Below are 23441 nucleotides of genomic sequence, written 5' to 3'. Positions count from 1 at the left end.
TATTTCATTCACTTATAGACGGTAAATTGCAAATCGCGATTTCCGCTGTTTTCCGTTGTCCACGTAGCTCCGCCATCGATGGAAAGCCTCTCCATCCCATTCGCATATGGGTTGCTATCGCTATAGGCCATCCCAAAATAGTTGTTGGCGGCGGATTCAACCGTGGAAGGCGAGCGCAAAATAATGCCGTAATTGCCATTCGCGGTCAATCCGGTCAGCCTCGTATAAATCGGAATTAAGCTGACTGTTGTTGGGAAATTAACCGCCAAAATCGTCGTTGTGAACAATCGGCTCGTCGGATTCAAGCTTGCATCCAGAGCTACGATGTCGATCGTGAGCGGACCTTTGGGCGATCCGTTCTTATAGCTGTAAATATCAATTCTTGGCACGTTCGTTGTGCTTGGCTTGAATACTTGCATACGCTGAATTTGGCCCCGCAGGTCGTGGTACGGGCTGAAAGATGCGCCGCTATCATCTTGATCCACAACAGCGCCTGAGTTCCCGCTGACTTGAAACGCCTCGAATTCAAATATCGACGGTTCAGCCGATGCATATTGAATATTCATCCGTAGTTTGGTCGTCGTTACAGCCGCAAAATTAATTTCCTTCTCAAAGCCAAGCTTGTTCCCATTCACAAGGTTGACATAGCTGCTTCCATTCCACGCTTGCAATTGGTACTGGGTTGCTCGCTGGCCATATTCCTTAAGCGTTACACGGTTCACCGTTGTGCTTGCTCCGAAATTAATTTCCAGCCATTGGTTGCTCACTTGGCCGGAAGCGCTGTTCCAGCGGGTCGCCATGCTGCCGTCATTCGCTTTGGAGGCTTCATACCCCGCTGACCACAGGGAGGAAGCCGTCGCTGTTTTGCCCAACGATATATTCACAGGCGCAGAGGGCAGTGACGGGTTCGCTGCAGAGATGGCAATCATCGTTGCATCCGCATCGGCGAAGCTTTGCGTGTAGCTGCCTGTAAACGTCCCCAAGCTAATCCCTTTATACAAGTCGCTGACATAATAAGGCGTAGTGGCGCTCAAGCCCAGATCAGCAAAAGTCACTGTCACCGAAGCGGCTGTGTTCGCCCAATTGGAGAGACCGACGATCCGATCTCCATTCGTATCCGTTAGATACAGCTGGGAAGGAGAATGTTCGCCGCCAGCATAGAAATTGGTCATGCTGACCGGTTTCGCCGCTTTCCCTAATTGGGAAATTTGCAGCAATTTGCTATTCCGCAAAATGTCCATCTTATCATCCGGCACTGCAGACAGCTGCTCGCTGACCAGCCAGTGGCCGCCTGCTAATGCCACGGCATTCGTTAACAGCCGGGCTTGATTTTTATCATAACGATTGCTGCCATTGCCGGATAGATTATCGACCATTTCCATATCGCCATCGTTATACTGCCAGATCGTCCCGTTGGAAAACCAAGAGGCAGCGGCATTGAAGGCTTGCCGTTCATACCCTGTATACGTCATACCCCCGCCAGTCACGCCAAGCTCTGTATCGCAGCCTAATCGGCGCCCATGAGCGAATGCCGCTGGCAGAAGCGGTGAAATCGATTCATCGATAAAAATGGGACGACCGGCGGCCAACACTTTATCCTTCAAGATTCCCATTCCTAAGCGATAGGCTTGCATGCCATTTTTGGTGCTGTCATAATGATTGCCTTCGTACAAGCCGAAATCAAGGAAATCAGCCTTGATATAATCGAATCCCCAATCGATATAGCGCTGAATCGAATCCCGCAAATATTGCTGCGTGCCTGGATGCGTGGTATCCAGCGCATAAGTACCGATGTAGGTCGTTTTAAGCGCGCCTGACGTATCCCTGAGAACAGCCTGCCTGAACGTATAGCTGGTATTCGGAATCGTTGTGTCCAAGAAACTGGACTCTACGCTAAATGGGTTGATGTAAGTGCCCGCCTTCAATCCTTTGCTGTGCACATAATTGGTGAACGATTTCATCGGATTCTCACCAGCGACCTTCACAGGCCATTTGGCGGCATTCGGCGTCCAATCGCCATCACCGATTTCCCAGCCTGCATCCAGATTGACATATTGATAGCCTTTGCTTTGCATATTATTCGCTACATAATCAACCAGAGGATACATATTCTCTGCGGTCAAATCATCAAATCGCAGGGAATACCAGCTGTTATAGCCTACCGGAACTCCGCCGCTCCAAGTTAAATGAGGTTCACCTACATTGTACTTGGCTCCAAATTCCTCAAGCCCTGTACGGTAATCCGCATAATAGCCAAGAAAAAACTTATCGCTGGATACGCTCGTTCCACTTTGCTTGCCGCCATTGTTATAGACCGAGAAGCCCGTTAAATTCCCGTTCGCTGACGAAGCAGGAGCAAGATACTGCGCGCTGACCCAATTCTTCACCGTTGCCGCGCCGGCAACCAAACCATTTTTGGTCGTGTCATCGAACACCGACGTTACCCAATAGCTTGTGCCGGTAAAGCTGCCAAAAGCATTCACAGGCGCAACGCCAAAATCGTTATTGTTCGTGAACGGCGTCGTGAATACTTTCTTATTCGATCCGGCTGCAATCGCAAGATTCTGAGAAGCGATCGGCTCCAAGAAATCGAGCGTCTGGCTCGTCCCCTTCTGCACCTGCATATCTGTTAGAAAGTAAGGGATATCGGCATACAGATAGATGTTTAAAACAATCGTCGAGCCCGAGCTCAAACTGCTCGTAAGCGTCAGCTTATAGCCTCCGGTGCCATATCCATCGCTGCCAATCGATGTCCAGCTTGCTGTGCGTGCAGCCGCATCGTAGGAATTAATTCTCGTTGCGCTTCCCGACACCGCATAATCGGAATAAAAATTCGCTAGAATCGTTACCCCTGCCGAACTGAGATTACCCCGCCCTGTACTCAAATCATACGTAATCGTCAAAGCTCCGTTCGTTGCGGTCACGACTTGACCTGTCTGGGTGATGGATACACTGGCTGCATAGCTTGCAGGCACCAAACCACCTAATAACATGAACACAATCAACATCAAGCCAACATACTTCTTCATCCAAATCCTCCTCCAAGTTTTCTTCGGAAAGCTCGTAGACTCGACTTACCCTTTGATCGCTCCTGCGGTAATTCCTTTGACAATAAACTTTTGCATAAAGAGGAAAAAAACAACGATTGGGATCATGCCCATCACGGCATACGCAAACGCAAGATTCAAATCGCTGCTGTATTGCCCGAAGAAATAATACTGCTGCAAGGGAATGGTGCGGAACTTATCCTTTTGCAAGAAAAGCAGAGGAAGCAGAAAGTCATTCCAGATATATAAAACATTCAAAACGATCACCGTCGAAGTCACTGGTTTCAACAGCGGGAAAATAATCCGAAAGAATGTGCCCGGCACCGAGCAGCCGTCAATCTTTGCCGCCTCTTCAAATTCTCGAGAGATTGCCTTAATAAATCCGTTATAGAAAAACACGCCCGTTTGTACGCCCGCGCCGCCATAAATCAAGATAATCCCCCAATGGGTATTAATCATATGGAACAGCTTGCCCAGCTTATACAGCGGCAGCGCTGTAATCTGAAAAGGAACCATGATCCCTGCCAAAAAAAGCAGAAAAATCAGCTGGTACGCCCACCCTTTGCGTCTTGCAATCGAGTATCCAGCCAGCGCTGACACCGCTACAATCAACAGCACGGAACCAATCGTAATGATTAGGCTATTCATGATCGCTCTCGGATAGTGCGAAGTATTCCACGCATGAATATAGTTATCCACATGTAATGCTGATGGAATCCCATAAAACGAGAGGAACGTTTCCTGGCTCGTCTTCAACGACATGAGAATAGCGACGTAGAACGGGAAGAGAAAGAGCAGTGACAGCAGCAGAATAAAGATAAATACGATCACATGCGTCTGTTTCACTAAATTTCCACTTCCTTTTTCCTGAAAATCTGCAATTGAACCAAGGTGACCACCACTAAAATGAGGAAAAATATCATCGATAAAGCCGTCGCATACCCACCCTTAAGCGAGGTGAATGAGGCGCGGTAAATAAAGGTGGATAAGACATCTGTCGAAAATGCAGGGCCGCCATTGGTCGTCACATAGACCAGATCAAATACTTTCAAGGCGCCTGTCAGAACCAGCACCATATTGATGGTGACGGAAGGAGCGATCAGCGGTAGCGTCACATGACGGAACGTATGCAGCACACCGGCGCCGTCCATTTTGGCGCTTTCCACCAATTCAGCCGGGATATTCTGCAAGCCGGCGATGAAGATGATCATCGGAGTGCCGATGCCCTGCCACACCGCAATAACAATAATTCCCCACAAAGCATAGCTGGGGTTGCCCAGTGGACTTGTGACATTGTCATTACCGAACAAATGAAATAAATTAGGTAAACCTTTGCTATAGTTATAGCTCCAAATAAAGCCGGAAAGCACGATGGATATCACGCTAGGCAAAAAGAAAATCGTTCGAAAGATGTTTCTGAATTTCAGAAACTGATCCAGAACAAGAGCAAGCAGCAGAGCTATAACATTGACCAGAAGAGTCAAAATAATGGCATATTTAAAGGTGTTGATCAGCGCTCTCCAGAAGTCGCTATCCGTGACGGCATGCACATAGTTATCCCAACCGATATAACGGAACTTATCCGACAAGCCGTCCCAGTTCGTGAACGAATATTTAAACCCCATAGCTAGCGGAACGACCACAGCGAATAGGAAGAGGAGCAGTCCGGGAAGCACAAACAAGATGTACCAAGATTCAAGCTGCCAAGTGCGTTTCAAAGATTTCATACATTCCGTCCTTTCTTGACAAGGAAAATAGCAGAAAAACCGCAGCATAAGGAGAGTCTGCACGACGAATCAACCTAATGAACGTCGAACAGACCCTTATTCCATTATTTTCTATATTCCATCAACTTACTTATGATTCTTCTCAACCCATGCATCCATATCTTTGACAATTTCGTCAGGCGTCATTTTATTAAAAATAAACTTCTGCAAGTTTTGTGAAAATTGCGTGGACCAATCAATACTTGTATTGGCCACATAAATTTGCGAATTGTAGATTTTGCCGGCGTCAATATAAGGTTTAAGATCGTTGATCGCAGGAGCAATATTCGTGTTTGTGCCTTTGACATAGCTGAGCAGCTTCGTATTAGTTACCCACGCGTCTCCCCCCTCTTTGCTTCCCATATAAGCTAGGAATTTCAGAGCGGCTTCTTTGTGCGTGGATTTGCTGCCAATAGCCAAGGACGCATCCGGGTTAAACTCCAATTTGTTTTTGGCTTCATCATTGCTGAACGGATAAGGGAAGTAACCCAGATTATTGTTGTACAGATCCGGGTTTTTCTTCTCCAGATCCGCCAGCGGCCAAGTACCCATATACATCATAGCGGCATCGCCTTTGGCGAACAGATCGACGGCCCCGTTGTAATCCACACCCAATTGATCTTTATTGCCGTAATCGTACAATTGCTTCACGTGCTCAATCGTCGTTTTCACAGCCGGGTTATCGGCAAATTTGGCTGTACCTTTTTCAATTTTGCTGAAGAAATCCGGTTGATTGGCAATAAGTCCCGTGTTGCTAGGGAAATCGCGCTCTTCCCACATCTTCATCGTCCAGGCATCTTTCCAGCCAAGCGCAAAAGCCGTTTTGCCCGAATCTTTGATTTTCTTCGCTGCCGCCATCAACGCATCGTACGTTTTCGGAATTTCCAAATTCAAATCTTTGAAAATCTTCTTATTGTAGAAAACCGCAATCGGACTGGAGTTTACCGGCATCAGATAGTTCTTCCCATCCGTCGCTTGCTCCTTAATCACATTCGGCTCAAAATTTTTCATAAAAGGCTGATCAGAAATATCCATTAAATAGCCGCCGTCCGCGAACAATTTCGTTTGGCTTCCCGCATTCAGCGTGAAAATATCAATCACATCACCGCTCGCCATTTTGGTTTTGAGCAGGGTGTAGTAATCATCATACTTGACGGGCTGAACCTCTACCTTAATCGTCGGATTCTGCTTCTCGAATTGATCGACAATTTTCTGAATGCCATCCGTCACATCACTCTTGAAATGCATAAATGTAATCGTGACCGGCTCCGCCGCTTTGGCAGGCGCTTTGGTGCTTGCAGCCCCCGCACTTGGCGCAGGATCAGAAGTTGTAGTGCTGCCGCTGCCGCACGCCTCTAATATAGTCGTCAGCAGAAGCAGAGTTAACGTCAGGCTTAACCTTTTGTTCATGCAATTTCCCCTTTTCTTCCTCTAGATGCAGAAGAGCTTGTTGTTCTCCTGTGTCTACATTGTAGCTTCCTCCGCCTTGCGCGGTAATCCAATATCTTGTCATGTCGATGTTCACTTTTTTGTACTTCCTCAGCTCGTTCCGCACGATTCCCGATAGTCAGACGGCGTCTGGCCTGTGAACTTTTTGAATACATGGCTGAAATACCGTTGATTTTCATAGCCGACCAATTCGGAAATGTCATTCACTTTGCGGTCAGAGGCGCGGAGCAGCTCACAAGCTTTTTCCATCCGAAGCCGCGTCAAATATTCAATGAAATTCTCGTTCGTCACCGCTTTAAACAGCTTGCTCAAATAGCTGGGGTCCATATGAAACCTCGTCGCCACATCCACTAAGCTAAGCTCTTCGAAATAATGCTTTTGCAGAAAATCCGTGATTTCCTTGACGGGAGAGCCGGCGTCTTGAGCGCCGCAATGTTGAAACGTTTCTGCAAGCTGATCCGTCATCTTAGTAACGTAGTAAGTTAAGCCCTGAAGCTCCATCATTTGGTGCAGCGCCTGATAATCAAATGGCGGCTGATTAGGAACAGCTAATTCCTTCATACCGCTGGCGATCGTTTCCGACAACCGCGTATACGCGTAATGAACCTCTTGAATGCGAATATGCTTGCTGGCAGCAATCTTTTGTACAAAAAGCTCCAGCAGGCTGCGCATTTCCTTGTCATTTTTGCTCACGATAGCCTGCTTGAGGTTCTTCATGTCGAAGTTGCTCAAAATCACGCTTTCCGCGCCTGACATTTTGGAATTGTCGATAGAAGCGGATAAGCCTGAACCATGGAAAGGATTGTTCCAAACCTCGGCAAGAGCTTCATCGTAGGCTTTGGGCAGGGCATCTATACCGCTAACCTCCGAGCTGACGCCAATCACCGTATCTATTTTCAACATCTCGCAAGCCGCTTGCTGAAATTCGCTGACAATCTTGCGCATATAGGCCGTTCCATCATCGCCTATTGGCATGATTACGCATAATTTCATCCTGTCATCTGCCGTAAAAACGAGCGGTGCTTCGCTTTGAATCATTTCAGCGAGCATATTTTCCAAACTAAACATCAGTAAATCGGCGTTGCCATGAAATTTGCTTTCCGCAACCTCCCGAAACTGACGAAAGGCCAGAATGACGACGCGATAGGCCTCGAAAGCTTGCGCTATTTTCAATTCATGCGTTTGCCGCCACATATCCGACTGATTGACAATGCGCTCATTGGCGACATGCTGAAGGAACACCTCTCTTTGCAGCTTCCAAACCGCCATCGCATGATGCCGCTGCTGAAGCAGATCCCCATCTTTGTGAAGCGCCTCGATCGCCTTATCGATCGCACTGCGCAAATCCGTGATCGATACCGGCTTCAGCACATAGTCGCATACCTGATAGGTTAAAGCTGCTTTCAAATATTCGAATTCCGAATACCCGCTGCTGACAATCACCTTGATCTCCTTATGAATCGTAAAAAGCTGCTCCAGAAACGCTTTGCCGTCCATCACAGGCATATTCATATCCGTCACCACGATATGCGGCTTGCTGATCTGAATAAGCTGCAAGGCTTCTTCTCCGTGCTTCGCTTCTGCAACGACTTCCACAACAGCGGAAAACTCATCAATTAATTTACGAAGCGAGCGTCTTCCCCACGGCTCGTCATCCACAACCATCACTCTATACATGGCTTGTTCCTCGCTTTTCATACGGAATCGTTATAAACACCGTTGTTCCTTGACCCCGTGCACTCTCGATCTCAATGCCGAACGCAGAGCCATACACCATCTTCAAGCGCTCATTCACATTTTTCATCCCCATGGAAATACCCGAATACTCAAGCGGCGATCTGATCTTCAGCATATGCTGCAAGGCCATCAGCTCCTGAGGCTCGATGCCGGGTCCATCGTCCTGGACAGCAATCAAGATGCTGCCATCCTGCTTTCTGGCTGACAAACGAATATGCAGCTGCGTCGTCAACGTTTTGCCCAGGGCATGAACGATCGCATTCTCCACAATCGGTTGAAGGACAAAACGTATCGTTTGACAGCCCATCAACTCCTCCGCTACGTCAATTTCCGCTTGCAGGAGCTCCTCGAAACGAATTTTTTGGATAAATAAATAATTATTCACATGAAGCAGCTCCAAACTTAGCGTTGACTCCTTATTCCCTTCATAGAAGCTGTATCTAAACATATCTCCCAAAGCGCTGCACATTTCATGAATCTCATAATCGCCGTTAAGAACAGCCTTGCCGCCAATCGTTTGCAGCGTATTGTACAGAAAATGAGGATTAATCTGTGTCTGCAAAGCAATAATTTGCGCTTCCTTATTACGCAGCTTCATCTCATATTCCGATTCGATCAAATCCCTAATTTTACGCGTCATGAAATTAAAATTCCTAGACAGCTCCGAGATATCGTCATGCCAATCGTTCACTTTGAGCGAAACCGAGAAATCCCCATTCCGCACAACCTTCATCATATGGCCTAATCGGTGGATCGGCTTCGTAATAAATTGCTGCGACATTAAAGAGAATAAATAGATAAACGAGATGACCACAAATAAAGCCAGCAGCGTGATGTCCAAAATGTATTTGCGATTTTTGTCCAATTCCGTATTGGGATACACAATATTAAGCTGAACGTTCCCATGATCCAAATAGGAAGTATCAATCAAGAGATCGTGCTTATCATTGAAATTCAATTCATGTTTGACTTTGCTTACAGGAAATTCAGGTACATAGTACTTTTTGATCTGCTCCTCATAGATGCTGCTCGTTTGATAAAAGGTCTCTGCCTGCGAGTTCTGCAAAACAATAACATTCGGAGAGCGGTTATACGACTCCAGCCTTTTCTTAAGATCCCTGCTTTGCACAAAAAAGAGCACAGTTCCGATCTTATTGCGATAAAAAGGATCATAAATCGTGACCCCATAAACAAAAAAGGACCGGTCCAACTTAGCATCTTGGTACGTCGTCATAAACGTATGTTGAAAGGGCAAGTCCAACAGTTCATCGGAATGCGGAACGCCATTCCCCAACTGAATGGCATCGTACGTATCGGCCTTCGACCAGCTCTCTTCGAGCTTGTTTTTCTTGCCGTAGATCATGATCTTGATCACATCTTCATTCTGGCTTTGCAGCAAACGGTAATAATTACTCAGCGAATCTCTCACATTAATGATGTCCGCATTGTTGTAATCGCTGCCATTCTCCATTAAGTTCATAATGCTTTTGAACCCATATACTTGCAGCGCAGAGTAGGAGAAGCTGTTGAAGTACTTATTCAAATACTCGGACAAATAACCGGCATTCTGATCCGCGTTGCGAACCATCGTTTTCTCCAATAGCTGGGTACTCGTTTTATAAAAGATCAGGGCTAATAATAGCAATGGAATCAGCGAAATCACAACGTTAATCCAGACAATTTTCGTTTTGATGCTTCGATTCAAAAATAGTTTAATCATCCTGCCGCCCCCTATCATCCATTTAATCCTATTCATTGTACCTTTGAGAATGGGCCTGACAATCCAATATTTTGTGGAATTGATGTGCATTATTTTGTTTAATTCATCTTACCATGTTAGCTTGCCCCTCCAACAAAAAAACTCCCCATACGGGGAGGGCAAACCTCCACCCACCACTAAGTTCCTTTCACACTACGTTCTGTGCCATCGCCCAGCCCAAAGAGAACTACGATCCGCTATTATGCTGAAAACCGCCTAATCCTACTCCAAAAGGAACTACGATCCGCTATATCACCATTTCCCCGTCAAAATCAGCATTTTCCGCTCATTAGCGTACCTCAGTTCCCTTTCATACTACTTTTACCCCGGTTCCAGCCAATTAGCGGATCATAGTTCCTTTTCATTTACAACTCGCCACTCACAACTCCTTATCCCCCTCCATTCTGCCTAGATGTTCAACAAATTGGTCACTTTTAGACCTCCTCCTACACTTCTACTTTTACTCTTACTCCAGCACCGCCCCCATGCTGCCCGCCAAAAAAACAAAAAACCTCCACCCTACGCCAAAGCCACTGAAATCAACGATTTCAGCAGCCTCAGCGCAAGCGCGGAGGTTAGCTTATTTTAGAAGCCGAAATATTGCTTCGCGTTATCATATGAAATCCCTTGAACCAACTGTTTCAGCAACTGCTCGTCGTTCGGGAATTCGCCCGCTTCGACCCACTCGCCAAACATGTTGCAGAGGATTCTGCGGAAGTAATCATGTCTCGTGTAGGATAAGAAGCTGCGGGAGTCTGTCAGCATCCCTACGAAGCGGCCAAGCAAACCGAAGTTCCCCAGCGATTTCATCTGTTGCACCATGCCGTCTCTCGTATCGTTGAACCACCAAGCCGCGCCGAGCTGGATTTTGCCTGGGATGCCATCGCCCTGGAAGCTGCCCATCAACGATGCGAGGATTTCATTATCCCGCGCGTTCAGAGAATAAAGAATCGTTCTCGGCAGCGAATCCGCAACCGCCAGAGATGACAGCAAACCTGTAAGAGCGCTGGCAACCGAGCTATCATTAATGGAGTCAAAGCCCGTATCCGGTCCTAATGTAGCGAAAGCTTGTCCATTATTGTTCCGGGAAGCATTGATATGATACTGCATCGCCCAATCCAGCTTTTTGTAGATGCCGCCCAGGAACAGCAAGGTGAACGCTTTATATTTCTTCTCGTCTTCCAAGCTGACAGCCTTACCCGCCAATCCGGCTTTGAAGATTTCATCTACTTCTTCTTTGGTCGCAGCCGCAAAAGGCACATAATCCAAGGCATGATCAGATACTTTGCAGCCAACAGAAGCAAAAAATTCGGCTCTGCTTGCAAGTCCCGCCAACAGATTATCATAGGAGCTGATCGTGATGCCTGCGGATTTCTCCAATTGGCTGATCCATGGCAAGAAAGTCGCACGGTTGATTTCCAGCGCTTTATCAGGACGGAAGGACGGCAATACTTGTGTGTTGAAATCTTTGATTTCTTTGATTTTGATATGATATTCCAAGGAATCCACTGGATCATCTGTCGTACAAATGACCGTAACTTTGGAATTCGTAATTAAATCGCGAGCGCGTGAGTTCCCCTCAGCCAGCTTCGCGTTGACTTTTTCCCAAATCACAGGCGCGTTCTGCTCGTTAATGAAGTCATTAACGCCAAAATACGTTTGAAGCTCCATATGGGACCAATGGTACAACGGATTGCCAATCGCCATCGGAAGCGTCGCGGCCCACGCAGCAAAACGATCATAATCGCTCGCTTCTCCCGTAATTTTATTCTCTTCGACGCCATTGGCACGCATCATTCTCCACTTGTAATGGTCGCCATACAGCCAAGCTTCGGTGATGGTATTGAATTGTTTATTTTCATAAATTTCCTTAGGACTTAGATGACAGTGATAATCGATGATTGGCAAATCTTTGGCAAATTCATGGAATAATTTAACCGCTGTCTCATTCGTAAGCAAAAAATTCTCATCCAAAAATGTTTTCATGAAACTGATTTCCACCCTTCTCAAGCTGAATGATCTGCCTTTTATTCTAGCGAAAGGTGAACCCGAAGTCTTGTGATTTTTTGCTTTTATTTATACAAATATGTGCATATATTGACCTTCGAATGCTAAGGGACAGATTGATCCACGTCCGTCCCTGCGTTAATTTCTTCGGGCAACGTATCCGAAGCACTCGGGACATGCCTTGGTTTGTAGTTAATCATTTCGGAGGACGAAATGCTCACATATACGCGACCAGGCATGGCATGAGCCCTAATCAGGATCGGTTGATTATACGTATTTTTGAAGCTGAAATCCGGCCCCCCCCAATTGACGGTAGCATCCCTACCCGAAGGGACATAAGGTACTGACCTGCTATGAGAGAATCGTTCCAGAATCTTAAGGCCGGCTCGATCCGCCGCGTTGAATAAAGTCGAAGAAATTTGGCAAATCCCTCCGCCAATCCCCTCGGAGAATTCACCTCTCACAATAATTTTGGCTGACATATAGCCTTTGGTTCGCGTCCTAACGCCTACAACGCGATTAAACGAGAAGGTCTCATTCGGTTGAACAACATAATTATTAATCGCTTGAGCAGCCAGCTTAATATTCGTATACCGATGCTTATTATTTGAGTTAAAGTATGTGACATAATAACCGATTGGACGCACACGAATGCTCGCCAATAGTTCACTGTCCACTTTGGGATACACCGGCATTTGAGGCACCTCAAAGCTCAGCGAATTCGAATCATAAAAATGTTGATAAAATTGTTTCACAAACGCACTTTGATTCAGTTGAACGCCAGGAATCTCTTTGACTATAGCGCCACTGTCATTAATGGTGGCATTCATTGGTTTCCGATAGATCCTCTTCCCCACCTCGTCGGTTAGCTGATGCAATCGTTCATTATCAACTAAGGGGATATCCAAATACTCCAGGGAGTAGGCTTTTTTATCCACATTGGCTGTGATTTGCCCCTTATCATCCGTAAGCGTCAAACGCTCAGGCACGATTACCTGCTGTGAGAAAAGCAGCAATCCCGCCATCCATCCCATCATCATATTGTTATTCACCCCTCCCCTATTGTAAACAATTGACATCATTCCATACGCATGCACGAAAAAAGAACCGTTCCAAACCAGTCTCCCGGCCTTGGAACGATTCTCCATAATACATGTTAATGCTTAATGAGGATATACATTCTCAAATTCTTCACCGCACGGCCCGCCGCTGGGGTTAACCTCTAAGGAAACCGGATCACCGTTTTGTCGATACAAAGGTCGGTAATGGTTGCTGATGTGTGTGGCTGAAGCGTTAGCATAATGGCAAATAAACGCCCGACGAAAGCGATCTTTCGTCTTGTTGCGATAAGAACCATGAATCAGATTGCCATTGAAAAAGAGAACATCGCCGCGCTCCATGATGACTGGCATGGCCTTTTCGTCTTTGGGCGGCTTCACATAATGTGTAGTAAATGATTCTTTGGCATCTGCAATGTCAGGACACGAAATATCATAAGTGTTCGTTTTGGGTACCACGAGCAGGCCGCCATTCTCCTCATCAGCCGCATCAATCGCCGTCCAGGCCGCAATACAATTGCCAGGCTCCACTTGCAAATAAAAGTTGTCCTGATGCAGCGCTTGCCCGCGAGATCCTGGCGGTTTGTAATAAAACATGCTTTGCGCAGCCAACGCTTCTTCCTCATACAAATCTGCTAACACTTCGAGTACGGGCTGATGCAGCATATATCTCATGGCTGTCTCATTAAACCGGTGCGGGTGCATCACACGCGGGTATCGTTTCAACGGATCCATGACTTCAGCCTGCCGCTCAGGTTCAAAATAGCCCGGAACCGTTTGATCACTAATCGCCTCAAAGGTTGCATCAATTTCCGCGAGATTCTGCTCTGAAAACAGTCCCTTCACGATCACATACCCCTCTGTTTCAAAATGCTGCTTCTGTTCCTTCGTCAATTTAAGCAAGGATGGCTTCATCCTGCTCCCCTCCCCTATCATCATGTTTGTTCCCTGACTTCAGCATAACGGAAAGCAAGCAGGCATAGAAGTAATAATAGTGCTATATACTCATACAATCCTGCTATTTATTGATATACTGAAGATGTCCCAAAGCTTCTAGCGAAAGGAAACGACGGAAATGAAGTTAGACGTACAAGAGCTCTTGGCAGGCCATTATAATGAACCGGAATCCTATGTCGTCAAGCGTCCTCATGGGCGACAGGACTGGCTATTGATGTTTACGCTGGACGGGAAAGGCTATGTCAACTATAACGAGGAGAAGCGCGATTGCCGAACAGGCGATATCGTATTATTGGCACCGGGAGCCGCTCATCATTATGGCACACTGAAGAACCATACGTGGCAATTTGTATGGGCGCATTTCCCTGCCTTTTTTTCGGAAATAAACCTGCTTCCACAGGAAGAAGTCGTTTATCTGACCATTGAGAATGAATCTACGCGCGAACGGATATTCCAGGCATTCAGCCGGATTCTGGCGGATTCCCGTGAACGCGGCGAGTACTGGTTCGAGCTGTGCTGCGGCTCACTGCGAGAAATCTTGTTGATCATGGCGCAGAAAACCAAGCGCAACATGGACCCTCGCATTGAAGAAGTGCTCCGACTGCTCTCACAGCTCATGCGTGAACCGATTCGGATCGAGGAGCTAGCCCAAACCGTGGGACTCTCCCCCTCAAGATTATCGCATCTGTTCAAAGAAAGCACAGGCCTGTCCATTATCGATACCCTGAATCGCATGCGGATTCAACAAGCTGTATTAATGCTGGAGCATACGGGCCGAAGCGCTTCGGAAGTTTGTTACGATGTAGGGTTTCAAAACTATAACCACTTCACCAATCAATTCCGCAAATGGCATGGGATGACCCCCTCTACGTTCATCAAAAACCAACGGTAAAATTTATTTGACAGTCGGCTCATCTCAGGATAAACTGCTAGCAAGATTTAAAATAAAGGAGGATTCATCATGACCTTTGCACGCAATCTTGATAAATACGCAGAGCTTATCGTCCGTGTTTCTCTGAACATTCAGTCCGGTCAATCACTCTGGATTAACGCCCCAATTCTGCAGCCTGAGCTGGTACGCCTGATCTCCTCCAAAGCTTATAAAGCCGGGGCCAAGCATGTACATATTGAATGGCAGGATGAAATCTGCACACAGATCAGATATCTCAACGCTCCTGACGACGCTTTCAACGAATATCCCACGTGGAGAGCGGATGCGCTCAGCGAATTGGCCGATAACAACGGCGCTTATTTATGGATTGATGCGGATGATCCAGAATTGCTCAAGGATGTTGATCCTGCCCGCATTTCCGCTAACTCCAAAGCCGCAGGTCCGAAATTAGTGAAGTGGAGAGAACATATGTCATCCTACAAAATGACATGGTCGATCGTAGCCGCTCCTTCCGAAGCTTGGGCCAAAAAAGTGTTCCCGCAGCTGGATGAACAAGCAGCGATCAACGCCTTATGGGACGCTATCTTCAAAGCTACCCGTGTTGATCAAGAGGATCCTGTGCAAATTTGGCAGGAACATAACGCTACACTTCGCAACAAAAGGGAACAGCTGAACGAAAAGAAATTCCACAAAATTCATTACCGCGCACCTGGAACTGCCCTTACCGTGCAACTCCCTGAGCATCACGTTTGGCGTGGCGGATCAGCAACGAATGGCCGCGGGGGCTTCGAGTTTAACCCGAATATCCCAACAGAAGAAGTCTTCCTCTCACCGCTGCGTCAAGGGACCCAAGGAACCGTTCGCAGTACGAAGCCTTTGAGCTATCAAGGCAATCTTATCAACAACTTCTCGCTTACCTTCGAGAACGGGCGTGTCGTCCACTACACGGCTGAAGAAGGCTACGAGTCTTTGCAAGCCATGATCGAGATGGACGAAGGAGCGCATTATTTGGGTGAAATCGCACTCGTACCGCATCTATCTCCGATTTCCAATTCAAACCTCATCTTCTTTAATACGTTGTATGATGAGAATGCTTCCAACCATTTGGCTTTGGGCAGAGCTTTCCCAACCTGTATCGAGGGTGGAGCTGAGATGTCGAAGGAGCAGCAAGCGCAAGCCGGTCTTAACGATAGCTTGATTCACGTTGACTTTATGATCGGTTCTGCCGAAATGGATATTGATGGCGAGCACGCGGATGGCCGCATTGAGCCTATCTTCCGCCAAGGCAACTGGGCATTTTAATCGTCGTTAATCGTCTAACGAACTCAACACCCTTTATTCGGCCAATAAAGTGATCGATAGCGCTAACTCAGTTCATTAAATTTCGAAAGCAGCCATTTTCTCGTCTATAAGCATCCTACAGTTCCTTAGCTGCCGGCAATATCAGGAATGACATCCGGACATCCAACATTTCCTGCTCCTTGCTGCAGCACAAACAAGAAGAGGCTGCCCCTAGCGCCAGTGAGATAACTGACTTTAGGGTAGCCTCTATGGGTGTTACTTGGCGAATAGCTTTTCCGCAGCGTCAAGCGCCATTTTGTTGCCGATAGCTGAGTAATCTAGCCAAGGTTGGTCGGCGATCGGGTAAATATGCCCGGCTTTGACAGCTTTTAGCCCTTTCCAAATGGGATTGGCAGACAATTGTTCAAAAACCTTTTTAGCCGCATCCTCATTATTCACAATGACAAATATGGCGTCAGCATCATAGTCAGGCAGAACTTCTTGGGAGATCGTTTCATAAGCTTTCTCGATCTTCTCCACGCCGCTTGCCGGCTTCAAACCCAGATCCGTGAACAGGAGCGGTCCTAATGGACGTTTCATGCCCATCACACGCAATTCTTTGGCCGTCACACGGATTGCCATAGCCTTGCCGTCCCCGATTTTATCCTTGATGAGCCCTTTCACTTTCGTCGCTTGCGCTTCGTAATCCTTGATGTACGTTTCCGCTTGCGGTTCACGGTTAACGAGCTTGCCGATTTTTTTCAAATGGTCACGCCATGTGCCGTCATCGAGATTAAACACTTCAGATTTGGCGATTTTCTCGTATTTGGCTATATCTTTGCCAGCGTACTGTTGATCCAAATAAATGACTTCTGGTTTCAAAGCCAGCAAGGCTTCCATATCGGGTTCCGTCACAACACCCAGCTTTTTCGTATTTTGCAGGCGATCAGCGACATGCGGCAGGAAAGCTTTGAGGTCTCCTCCCATAACAGAACCTACTGGTGTAATCCCCAGTGCAAGCAGATCATTCGTCAAATGAATAGACAACGAGGCAATGCGCGGTTCCTTCTCAACCGGTTTTACTGTGGTCGCCGCAGTTGCTGTTGCTGTTGGTGTCTTCGTTGCTGCGCCTTGAGGGGCAGCGGATTGGCCGCAAGCCGCTAATAGGAATAGCGAACTGACCATACTCATGAGTGCAATATTTTTCTTTTTCATCATTAAACTCCTTCGAGATCCTTATTTCGTTCTTATTAATAAATACAAAAAATACGGCGCCCCGACGGCTGCTACAACGACACCGGCCGGGATCGCATTAGGCTGAAAGATCGAACGCCCGATGGTGTCGGCCGCAACTAGAATCACTAGCCCGATCAACCCTGCTATCGGCAGCAGATATTGATGCATGGGACCGACGAGTCGCCGTGCCAGATGCGGCGCGACTAGCCCCAGGAAACCAATGCCTCCGGCCATCGCGACGCTGGCGCTGGACAGCGCAACAGCGCTCATCAACAGCAGCATGCGTTCGCGGTTCACTGAAATGCCCATACCCGCGGTTGTCTCATCCCCCAACGAGAAGGCATTCATGACTTTCCACTTGGAGAACGTGTACGGAATGAAGACAAGGATCCACGGCAATAGGGCATAGACATGGATCCAATCTCTTCCCCACACATTGCCCAGCAGCCATCTGGATGTAAAACGGTATGTCGCTTCATCCAGCCGCAGCGACAAGAATAACGTAACCGCGCTGAACCCTGCCGCAATCGCGATACCAACCAGAATCAGGCGAATAGGTACGATACCTTTGTGACGGTCATAGGCCAAGATGACAATGAGAACAGCCGTCACAATGCCACCGGCAAAAGCAAAAACTGGAATGAGCAAAGATGGCATGCCTTTCACGGCATGAAAAAAGCTAACAAACACAATCAAACCAAATGCTGCTCCCGCATGAAGCCCCAGAATACCGGGATCCGCAAGCCCATTGCGGGTGATCCCTTGAAGAATCGCTCCGGAGACGCCTAAACCGATGCCTGCAAGCATCGTAATCAATATGCGGGGCAGTCGGTATTCGAACAATACCAGTTGACTATCCGGACTCCCCTGACCTACAAAAGTCTGCCAAACCTCAAATGGTGAAAGCCGAATCGAGCCTGTGTTCAAGCTAATCAGAATGACCAGCAAACTAATGAGCAGGAGACTAATCCCGACCGTTAGGCTTAGATTCCTGCGGCGAATGCGCCTAAGTGAGCTCATCACAAGGCCCTCCTTTCTTTCCTGGCCAGATACAGGAAGAAGGGGACACCGACCATCGCTACCATCAAGCTGATCGCCAGTTCCTTCGGCGGATGAACCATGCGAGCACCCAAATCAGCGAGCACAAGCAAGATGGCTCCGAGTAATCCCGATAATGGGATAATGAAGCGATAATCTACCCCCACGATCTTTCTTACGATATGGGGAATAACGAGTCCAACGAATCCGATGGAACCTGCGGCGGAAACGCCTACCCCGGCAAGAATCACAGCCAGCGCTATTCCTATCAGGCGTGTGCGTTTTGTTTGAACACCCAAACTGACAGAAACATCTTCGCCCAAAGCAATCAAGGAAACAGAGCGGCTGATCATCATCGCACCTAGGATGGCGAGTGCAATCACAGGCACCAGCAGCTTCAATTGGGGCCATTTCACACCAGAAACCCCGCCTGCATACCAAAATGCAAGATCCTGATTAAGATCGTAATAAATCGCAATGCCAGAGCTCAGCGAATGCAGCATGGCAGCTACTACGGCTCCCGCCAACGTTAAACGCAGCGGGGTTAAGCCGCCTGGAGTTGAAGCGCCAAGCAAGAAAATAAAAGCAGTACTCGCCACAGCGCCAATAAAAGAAACGAACATAAGCGCTGAATAGGGCAGATTCGGGAAAAAGGCGAAGCTCAGGGCAACCATCATTGCAGCCCCTGCGTTGACTCCCAGAATGCCGGAATCCGCTAATGGATTTCGTGTAATGCCTTGCATGAGAGCACCTGCAACGGCAAAGCCAGCTCCGATCACAGCTGCGCCTATCACTCTCGGCAGCCTCAACTCATGGATAATCTGATGTGAAGTTAGCGTTGGGTCATACTGGAAAACGGCTGACCATACGGTCCCCAGCGTTAAATCCTTAGCTCCGAACGAAATAGCAGTAAACATAATAAACAGCAGTACAGCAATCGTTGCGAGACCTATCCCTCCATGCGTAATACCGTTCATCCTCGGACGACTCGAATCCATGAGTAAAATCCTTACCTCTCATTAATACTGATAATCATTATCAATAAAATAATTATAGAAATGTATCTTACTTTCGTCCATGTCATTTTCAAAGATTAAATCCTTGGATAATTTTAAGATTTCCTTCAGAGTTGCAAACGGCTTTGGGTCAGCGGAGTACTGATCAGCATCTGAGTCGCCTTCTCAAGAAGCTGCTCAATCGCTTGCGGTGCATATACCATCCATTCATCCCACTGCAAAAGGAAGTAGCGTCCCTGCCTGATCCCAGGCAGTCGCAGCCATGCTGGATCTGTCACTAACTGGTGGCGCAGCTTGGAAGCAGCTTGCTCCGATGAGGTTAAGATAATCATGTAATCGGACTCATATTGGTTTAATTCTTCCGGCGTCATGGATATCCAGTTAAAGTTAGTCCCTGCACGATGCAGGCTCATCGCTTGACTAAGACGGCTTGGGGGCATGAATTGCAGAGCGCGATAAAAAATATGCCCCACATTCCGTGCACCATACAGCCTCAGCCCCTTGCTTGTCATCCGGCAAATCGTTAAGGTCGGATTCCCGAAAGTTTTGTGAACCCGTTTCCTTGCCAGCTCCGCTATATATTCATGGCGTTGAATCCATTCCTTGGCTGCCTGTCTTCGCCCAACCAACTGTCCAATTTCCTCTAAGTGATCAAATACATCCAGGGTAGCCCATGGAATGGAAATGATAGGAGCTATATCACTGATATGCTCTCTGGCTTTCAGGACGACATTATCTTTGCAAATCACCAAGCTTGGCTTGGCTTCCAAAAAGGCCTGCCTGCCTATTTCCCAAGCCTCAACAGCATGCAATGGCAAATTTAATGATTTTGCCTCCACAGGTAAATACGCTGCACGGTGATATTGCGCTGCCGAAGGAACAATGCCTAACGTAGTCAGATGATCGGTATACGGATAAGATAACGACACAATGCTCTCAAGCTGCTCGCTCGTATACTGCTTGGGTGCACAGCCGCTATTTTCTTTGAAGCGGCGGCTGAAATAGAACTCGTCGCGGTACCCGACCAGTCCAGCCAAATCCTTAATCTTAGGCGCAGACACGAGTAAGGTTTCCTTCGCCTTATTCATCCGGATTTGCGTAAGAAATTCGATCGGCGTTTTATTCATCTTTTGTTTGAAACGCTGCGAATAATATGCCGGATGCATGCCGGCAAGTTCAGCAAGCGTATCCAAATTCAAATCTGTTGCATAAGCATCCTGCATGTATTGAATGGTCAACTGGATCGAGGCATCGGCATCCTTAGGCGTAGTTGCTACTGGCGGTTGTTCCTTGAGAATCAGCTCCAACAATTCATAAACATACTGCTGACGCAAATGCTCTCTCACACTGGATACGCCATAAGCGGATGCAAGCAATTGTATTTTTCGCTGAAATAGCAGTAGATCCGCTTGCAGCAAGCCCTGCACCGGGAAATCAAGCACGCGGTCAAAAACCTTGCGCAAATCCGTTTTCTCCCCCATGCGAAATAATTCGAATTCAAGCTGATAGATCAAGCTATGTTCATTGCCCGACAAATTCATCGTCTGCGCGCTCATTCCAGGCAGCAGCAAACAGAGCGTTTTACCATAAATCGGGATTTCTTCCTGATTCATAAGCAGCTGACCTCTTGTTTTTACGAAAAAAAGCAATGTATGTTTATCAGCCTTTACTACTTCAAATTTCCAATTAGCTGTATAAGTAATCACTTCAAGTTTACTCAGCTCCAGCAAGGTACCAGTTAGATACGCTTCTTGATTTAAACCGCTATGCAAGTCAAATCCCACCTTTACCGAACAATTGATAATCATTCTCATAATAGTATAACATATCGGCACGAGGTTGGCTTTCTCAAAAACAAATTGAATTCCGATAACCAATGGAAGTAGCCTTTCATATAATGAAACATATACGGAAACACGAAATAAATGGTAATCTAATAGCGATAAGACAGCATGATTTTTTGTTTACTGGGAATCTTAGTCAAGAGGAGTTGATCGTATGAGTACCGTACCGACAATTAGTGCGATTAGCGTGCCATTTGATCTAGGGGCAGGCCGACGCGGAGCCAGTAAAGGACCCAAAACCATCCTGCAAGCGGGATTGTTGCGCGGTTTGCAGCAGATGGGCATCACCGCCGAGCATACGGGTGAAATTAGGCTGCCTGATGACCAAGCTGCTCCCTTAGCCGCTGAAGTGAATCATACTAATCTCAAGTATTTGGCAGAAGTGGTTGAAGTAAACACAAGGTTGGCGAAGGAAGTTTCCAGAGTCGTTCAGCAGGGGCATTTTCCACTTATTCTAGGTGGCGATCATAGTATAGCTATTGGAACGATAGCTGGATTATCCGAGCATTACACGAATCTGGGTGTCATCTGGATTGATGCTCACTCTGATCTGAATACAGCGGAAACGAGCCCTTCGGGCAATATCCACGGGATGTCGTTAGCCGTTAGTCTAGGCATGGGACATCCGTTATTAACAGAGATCCAGCATAAGCAACCGAAAATAAAACCAGAAAATATCGTCCTCATCGGATCACGCTCGTTGGATGAAGGCGAGAAGAAACTCATTCGTTCCCTAGGAATCAAATGCTTCACCATGTATGATATTGATCGCAAAGGCATGGCACATGTGATGCAGGAAGCCATTGATTATATAAGCGCTAAAACAGACGGTGTACATCTTAGCTACGATGTAGATTCTCTTGATCCATTAGAAGCTCCGGGTACCGGAACAACGGTCAAAGGCGGCCTTCATTTCCGCGAAGCTCATCTAGCAGTAGAGATGCTTGCTGAAGCAGGCATTGTAACTTCCGCTGAATTCGTAGAAGTAAATCCGCTGCTGGATGATAATAATAAAACGTCCCATTTGGCTGTAGGCTTAATTAGTTCCTTGTTAGGCAAGCAAATTCTATGAGGTTCTGGTCCCCCGCACAACGGGGGATTTTTTTGGCTTGCCCGATATGGAAAATACAGGTAAACTATAGAAGGAATTACACTAACAAATAGGAATAACACACTTGGAGTCTACGATGAAAACACTGAATAACAGGTACCTATTTATATTTTTAGGTTTATTTTCGCTCATTACAGTAGGCGTCTACGAATTTTTCAAAGATTTAACGTACTATGATTTTCTGATCTGGAATCTATTCCTTGCCTGGATTCCTTATCTGCTTGCTCTGGCAGCCTCCTATATTCACAAGCACAAATCTACGATTATACAAGTAAGCCTCTTGATGATTTTCGCGCTTGGATGGTTGTTATTTCTCCCTAACTCACCCTATGTATTGACAGATTTTATCCACTTAACGATTATGAAGCATACGTATGCACAGAATGGCACCCTCACTTATCGCTATTGGTATGATTTCTATACCATCTTTTTATTTGCCTGGAATAGCCTCTTGCTGGGCTGCAGTTCCATGTACATCATGCATCTTATCGCGAGAAGAATGTTTAATGCCTTCCTGTCATGGATCGGGATCGGAGTGACTTCACTCCTGTGCGGGTATGGCATTCTACTAGGCAGAGAATATCGTTTGAACAGCTGGGATGCCTTGTTGGACAATAACATTTGGGGTGTTTTGCGAATGACCTTGAGCGGAGAATCGTTCCTCTTCTGTTTCGTGGTAGGCCTTTCCGTTATGCTGGTTTACGCCACCTTCTACTTCATGATCAATGGCTTGGGGACAAATGCAAAATCGGATCAGCGCATTTAACTCTTATTTCATCTTGTGGAGGTTGGTTGAATACAGTAAAAAAAAGCGGCTTTGCCGCCCTAGAATTAGCGGATCCTAGTCCTCTCCCTCTGCTCCTAGCGTTTTTCTTGCATATACTCGCTCATTCGTAAGATTACATCATTCTTGAAGCAGGGTTCTCTAGAAGATAAGGAAGCTGTTTCTCTAAAATCATTAAGAGGGCATGCGGGAATAGAGTATATGCAAGTTTGACTCCACGGTCTCTTTGGCGGTTTACCCTTTGGGCTTTGCAATGACAGAAAGCATCGTGTGAAAAGGAACTATGATCCGCTAAATGGCGGTAACTGGGGTAAAAGTAGCATGAAAAGGAACTGAGATCCGCTATTTAAGCGGAACCTGCTGATTCCAACCGAGAAAGGGTGCAATAGCGGATCGTAGTTCCCTCTGGCGTGGAATATGGCGGTTTTCGGAATTATAGCGCACTGTAGTTCCCTCTGG

The 23441-nt window shown here is 46.9% G+C and carries 18 protein-coding genes; 4 read left to right on the top strand and 14 right to left on the bottom strand.

From position 1 onward, the window contains the following. Positions 1-8 precede the first annotated feature (8 nt). The 10 genes from IEY34_RS03665 to IEY34_RS03620 form a co-directional block, all read right to left on the bottom strand. Positions 9-3029, bottom strand: a complete 3021-nt coding sequence (locus tag IEY34_RS03665) for a discoidin domain-containing protein (protein WP_189007746.1) — start codon at positions 3027-3029, stop codon at positions 9-11. 45 nt (positions 3030-3074) lie between these two features. Next, the gene (locus IEY34_RS03660; protein ID WP_229757448.1) at positions 3075-3893 is read right to left on the bottom strand and encodes a carbohydrate ABC transporter permease; all 819 of its coding nucleotides are present in this window, start codon (positions 3891-3893) and stop codon (positions 3075-3077) included. Then, on the bottom strand, positions 3893-4774 hold the full coding sequence (locus IEY34_RS03655; protein ID WP_189007743.1) for a carbohydrate ABC transporter permease: 882 nt from the start codon (positions 4772-4774) through the stop codon (positions 3893-3895). Before IEY34_RS03655 ends, IEY34_RS03660 begins: the two co-directional genes overlap by 1 nt. 126 nt (positions 4775-4900) lie before the next feature. Further along, complete coding sequence (locus IEY34_RS03650) at positions 4901-6223, bottom strand: ABC transporter substrate-binding protein (RefSeq protein ID WP_189007740.1); 1323 nt, start codon at positions 6221-6223, stop codon at positions 4901-4903. Further along, positions 6135-6338, bottom strand: coding sequence for a hypothetical protein (locus tag IEY34_RS03645; protein ID WP_189007735.1), 204 nt, complete (start codon positions 6336-6338; stop codon positions 6135-6137). The genes IEY34_RS03650 and IEY34_RS03645 overlap by 89 nt, the downstream gene beginning before the upstream one ends. 14 nt (positions 6339-6352) lie before the next feature. Further along, positions 6353-7939: a response regulator transcription factor gene (locus tag IEY34_RS03640; RefSeq protein WP_189007732.1), complete on the bottom strand. Its 1587-nt coding sequence runs from the start codon at positions 7937-7939 to the stop codon at positions 6353-6355. Further along, on the bottom strand, positions 7932-9719 hold the full coding sequence (locus IEY34_RS03635) for a sensor histidine kinase (protein WP_189007729.1): 1788 nt from the start codon (positions 9717-9719) through the stop codon (positions 7932-7934). The genes IEY34_RS03640 and IEY34_RS03635 overlap by 8 nt, the downstream gene beginning before the upstream one ends. Before the next feature lie 624 nt (positions 9720-10343). Next, positions 10344-11744, bottom strand: a complete 1401-nt coding sequence (uxaC, locus tag IEY34_RS03630) for a glucuronate isomerase (RefSeq protein ID WP_189007726.1) — start codon at positions 11742-11744, stop codon at positions 10344-10346. A 125-nt stretch (positions 11745-11869) separates the two neighbouring features. Next, complete coding sequence (locus IEY34_RS03625; protein ID WP_189007723.1) at positions 11870-12805, bottom strand: VanW family protein; 936 nt, start codon at positions 12803-12805, stop codon at positions 11870-11872. 123 nt (positions 12806-12928) lie between these two features. Continuing rightward, positions 12929-13738 (bottom strand): phytanoyl-CoA dioxygenase family protein, encoded by an 810-nt coding sequence (locus IEY34_RS03620; protein ID WP_189007720.1) that lies wholly within the window; start codon positions 13736-13738, stop codon positions 12929-12931. Positions 13739-13898: 160 nt separating this feature from the next. Between IEY34_RS03620 and IEY34_RS03615 the strand changes: the two genes are divergently transcribed. Beyond that, positions 13899-14672 carry a helix-turn-helix domain-containing protein gene (locus tag IEY34_RS03615; protein WP_189007717.1) on the top strand — a complete coding sequence of 258 codons (774 nt, stop codon included), beginning with the start codon at positions 13899-13901 and terminating at the stop codon, positions 14670-14672. A gap of 69 nt (positions 14673-14741) precedes the next feature. Next, the gene (locus IEY34_RS03610; RefSeq protein ID WP_189007714.1) at positions 14742-15974 is read left to right on the top strand and encodes an aminopeptidase; all 1233 of its coding nucleotides are present in this window, start codon (positions 14742-14744) and stop codon (positions 15972-15974) included. 255 nt (positions 15975-16229) lie between these two features. Here IEY34_RS03610 and IEY34_RS03605 read toward each other — a convergent pair whose 3' ends face one another. The 4 genes from IEY34_RS03605 to IEY34_RS03590 all read right to left on the bottom strand — a co-directional run bounded on the left by IEY34_RS03605 (position 16230) and on the right by IEY34_RS03590 (position 21015). Next, positions 16230-17168, bottom strand: coding sequence for an iron-hydroxamate ABC transporter substrate-binding protein (locus tag IEY34_RS03605; protein ID WP_189007711.1), 939 nt, complete (start codon positions 17166-17168; stop codon positions 16230-16232). A 21-nt stretch (positions 17169-17189) separates the two neighbouring features. After that, complete coding sequence (locus tag IEY34_RS03600) at positions 17190-18209, bottom strand: FecCD family ABC transporter permease (protein ID WP_189007708.1); 1020 nt, start codon at positions 18207-18209, stop codon at positions 17190-17192. Further along, complete coding sequence (locus IEY34_RS03595; RefSeq protein ID WP_373291145.1) at positions 18209-19144, bottom strand: FecCD family ABC transporter permease; 936 nt, start codon at positions 19142-19144, stop codon at positions 18209-18211. The genes IEY34_RS03600 and IEY34_RS03595 overlap by 1 nt, the downstream gene beginning before the upstream one ends. A 206-nt stretch (positions 19145-19350) precedes the next feature. Further along, positions 19351-21015, bottom strand: a complete 1665-nt coding sequence (locus IEY34_RS03590; RefSeq protein WP_189007702.1) for an AraC family transcriptional regulator — start codon at positions 21013-21015, stop codon at positions 19351-19353. A 226-nt stretch (positions 21016-21241) separates the two neighbouring features. Here IEY34_RS03590 and rocF point away from each other — a divergent pair, with 226 nt between their 5' ends. Then, positions 21242-22159, top strand: coding sequence for an arginase (gene rocF, locus IEY34_RS03585; RefSeq protein WP_189007698.1), 918 nt, complete (start codon positions 21242-21244; stop codon positions 22157-22159). Between the two features lie 115 nt (positions 22160-22274). Then, the gene (locus IEY34_RS03580; protein WP_189007695.1) at positions 22275-22964 is read left to right on the top strand and encodes a DUF1361 domain-containing protein; all 690 of its coding nucleotides are present in this window, start codon (positions 22275-22277) and stop codon (positions 22962-22964) included. Positions 22965-23441 lie beyond the last annotated feature (477 nt).

It is taken from the genome of Paenibacillus marchantiophytorum (genome assembly GCF_014640555.1).
Classification (GTDB): Bacteria; Bacillota; Bacilli; order Paenibacillales; family NBRC-103111; genus Paenibacillus_E; species Paenibacillus_E marchantiophytorum.
This window is presented reverse-complemented; position numbering and strand designations above follow the sequence as displayed.

Coding starts and splice junctions, on each gene's coding strand:
- uxaC (WP_189007726.1), bottom strand. CDS start 11,744: ATGAAAACATTTTTGGATGAGAATTTTTTGCTTACGAATGAGACAGCG.
- IEY34_RS03650 (WP_189007740.1), bottom strand. CDS start 6,223: ATGAACAAAAGGTTAAGCCTGACGTTAACTCTGCTTCTGCTGACGACT.
- IEY34_RS03625 (WP_189007723.1), bottom strand. CDS start 12,805: ATGATGATGGGATGGATGGCGGGATTGCTGCTTTTCTCACAGCAGGTA.
- IEY34_RS03610 (WP_189007714.1), top strand. CDS start 14,742: ATGACCTTTGCACGCAATCTTGATAAATACGCAGAGCTTATCGTCCGT.
- IEY34_RS03595 (WP_373291145.1), bottom strand. CDS start 19,144: ATGTTTACTGCTATTTCGTTCGGAGCTAAGGATTTAACGCTGGGGACC.
- IEY34_RS03640 (WP_189007732.1), bottom strand. CDS start 7,939: ATGTATAGAGTGATGGTTGTGGATGACGAGCCGTGGGGAAGACGCTCG.
- IEY34_RS03615 (WP_189007717.1), top strand. CDS start 13,899: ATGAAGTTAGACGTACAAGAGCTCTTGGCAGGCCATTATAATGAACCG.
- IEY34_RS03635 (WP_189007729.1), bottom strand. CDS start 9,719: ATGATTAAACTATTTTTGAATCGAAGCATCAAAACGAAAATTGTCTGG.
- IEY34_RS03605 (WP_189007711.1), bottom strand. CDS start 17,168: ATGAAAAAGAAAAATATTGCACTCATGAGTATGGTCAGTTCGCTATTC.
- IEY34_RS03620 (WP_189007720.1), bottom strand. CDS start 13,738: ATGAAGCCATCCTTGCTTAAATTGACGAAGGAACAGAAGCAGCATTTT.
- IEY34_RS03600 (WP_189007708.1), bottom strand. CDS start 18,209: ATGAGCTCACTTAGGCGCATTCGCCGCAGGAATCTAAGCCTAACGGTC.
- IEY34_RS03655 (WP_189007743.1), bottom strand. CDS start 4,774: ATGAAATCTTTGAAACGCACTTGGCAGCTTGAATCTTGGTACATCTTG.
- rocF (WP_189007698.1), top strand. CDS start 21,242: ATGAGTACCGTACCGACAATTAGTGCGATTAGCGTGCCATTTGATCTA.
- IEY34_RS03580 (WP_189007695.1), top strand. CDS start 22,275: ATGAAAACACTGAATAACAGGTACCTATTTATATTTTTAGGTTTATTT.
- IEY34_RS03665 (WP_189007746.1), bottom strand. CDS start 3,029: ATGAAGAAGTATGTTGGCTTGATGTTGATTGTGTTCATGTTATTAGGT.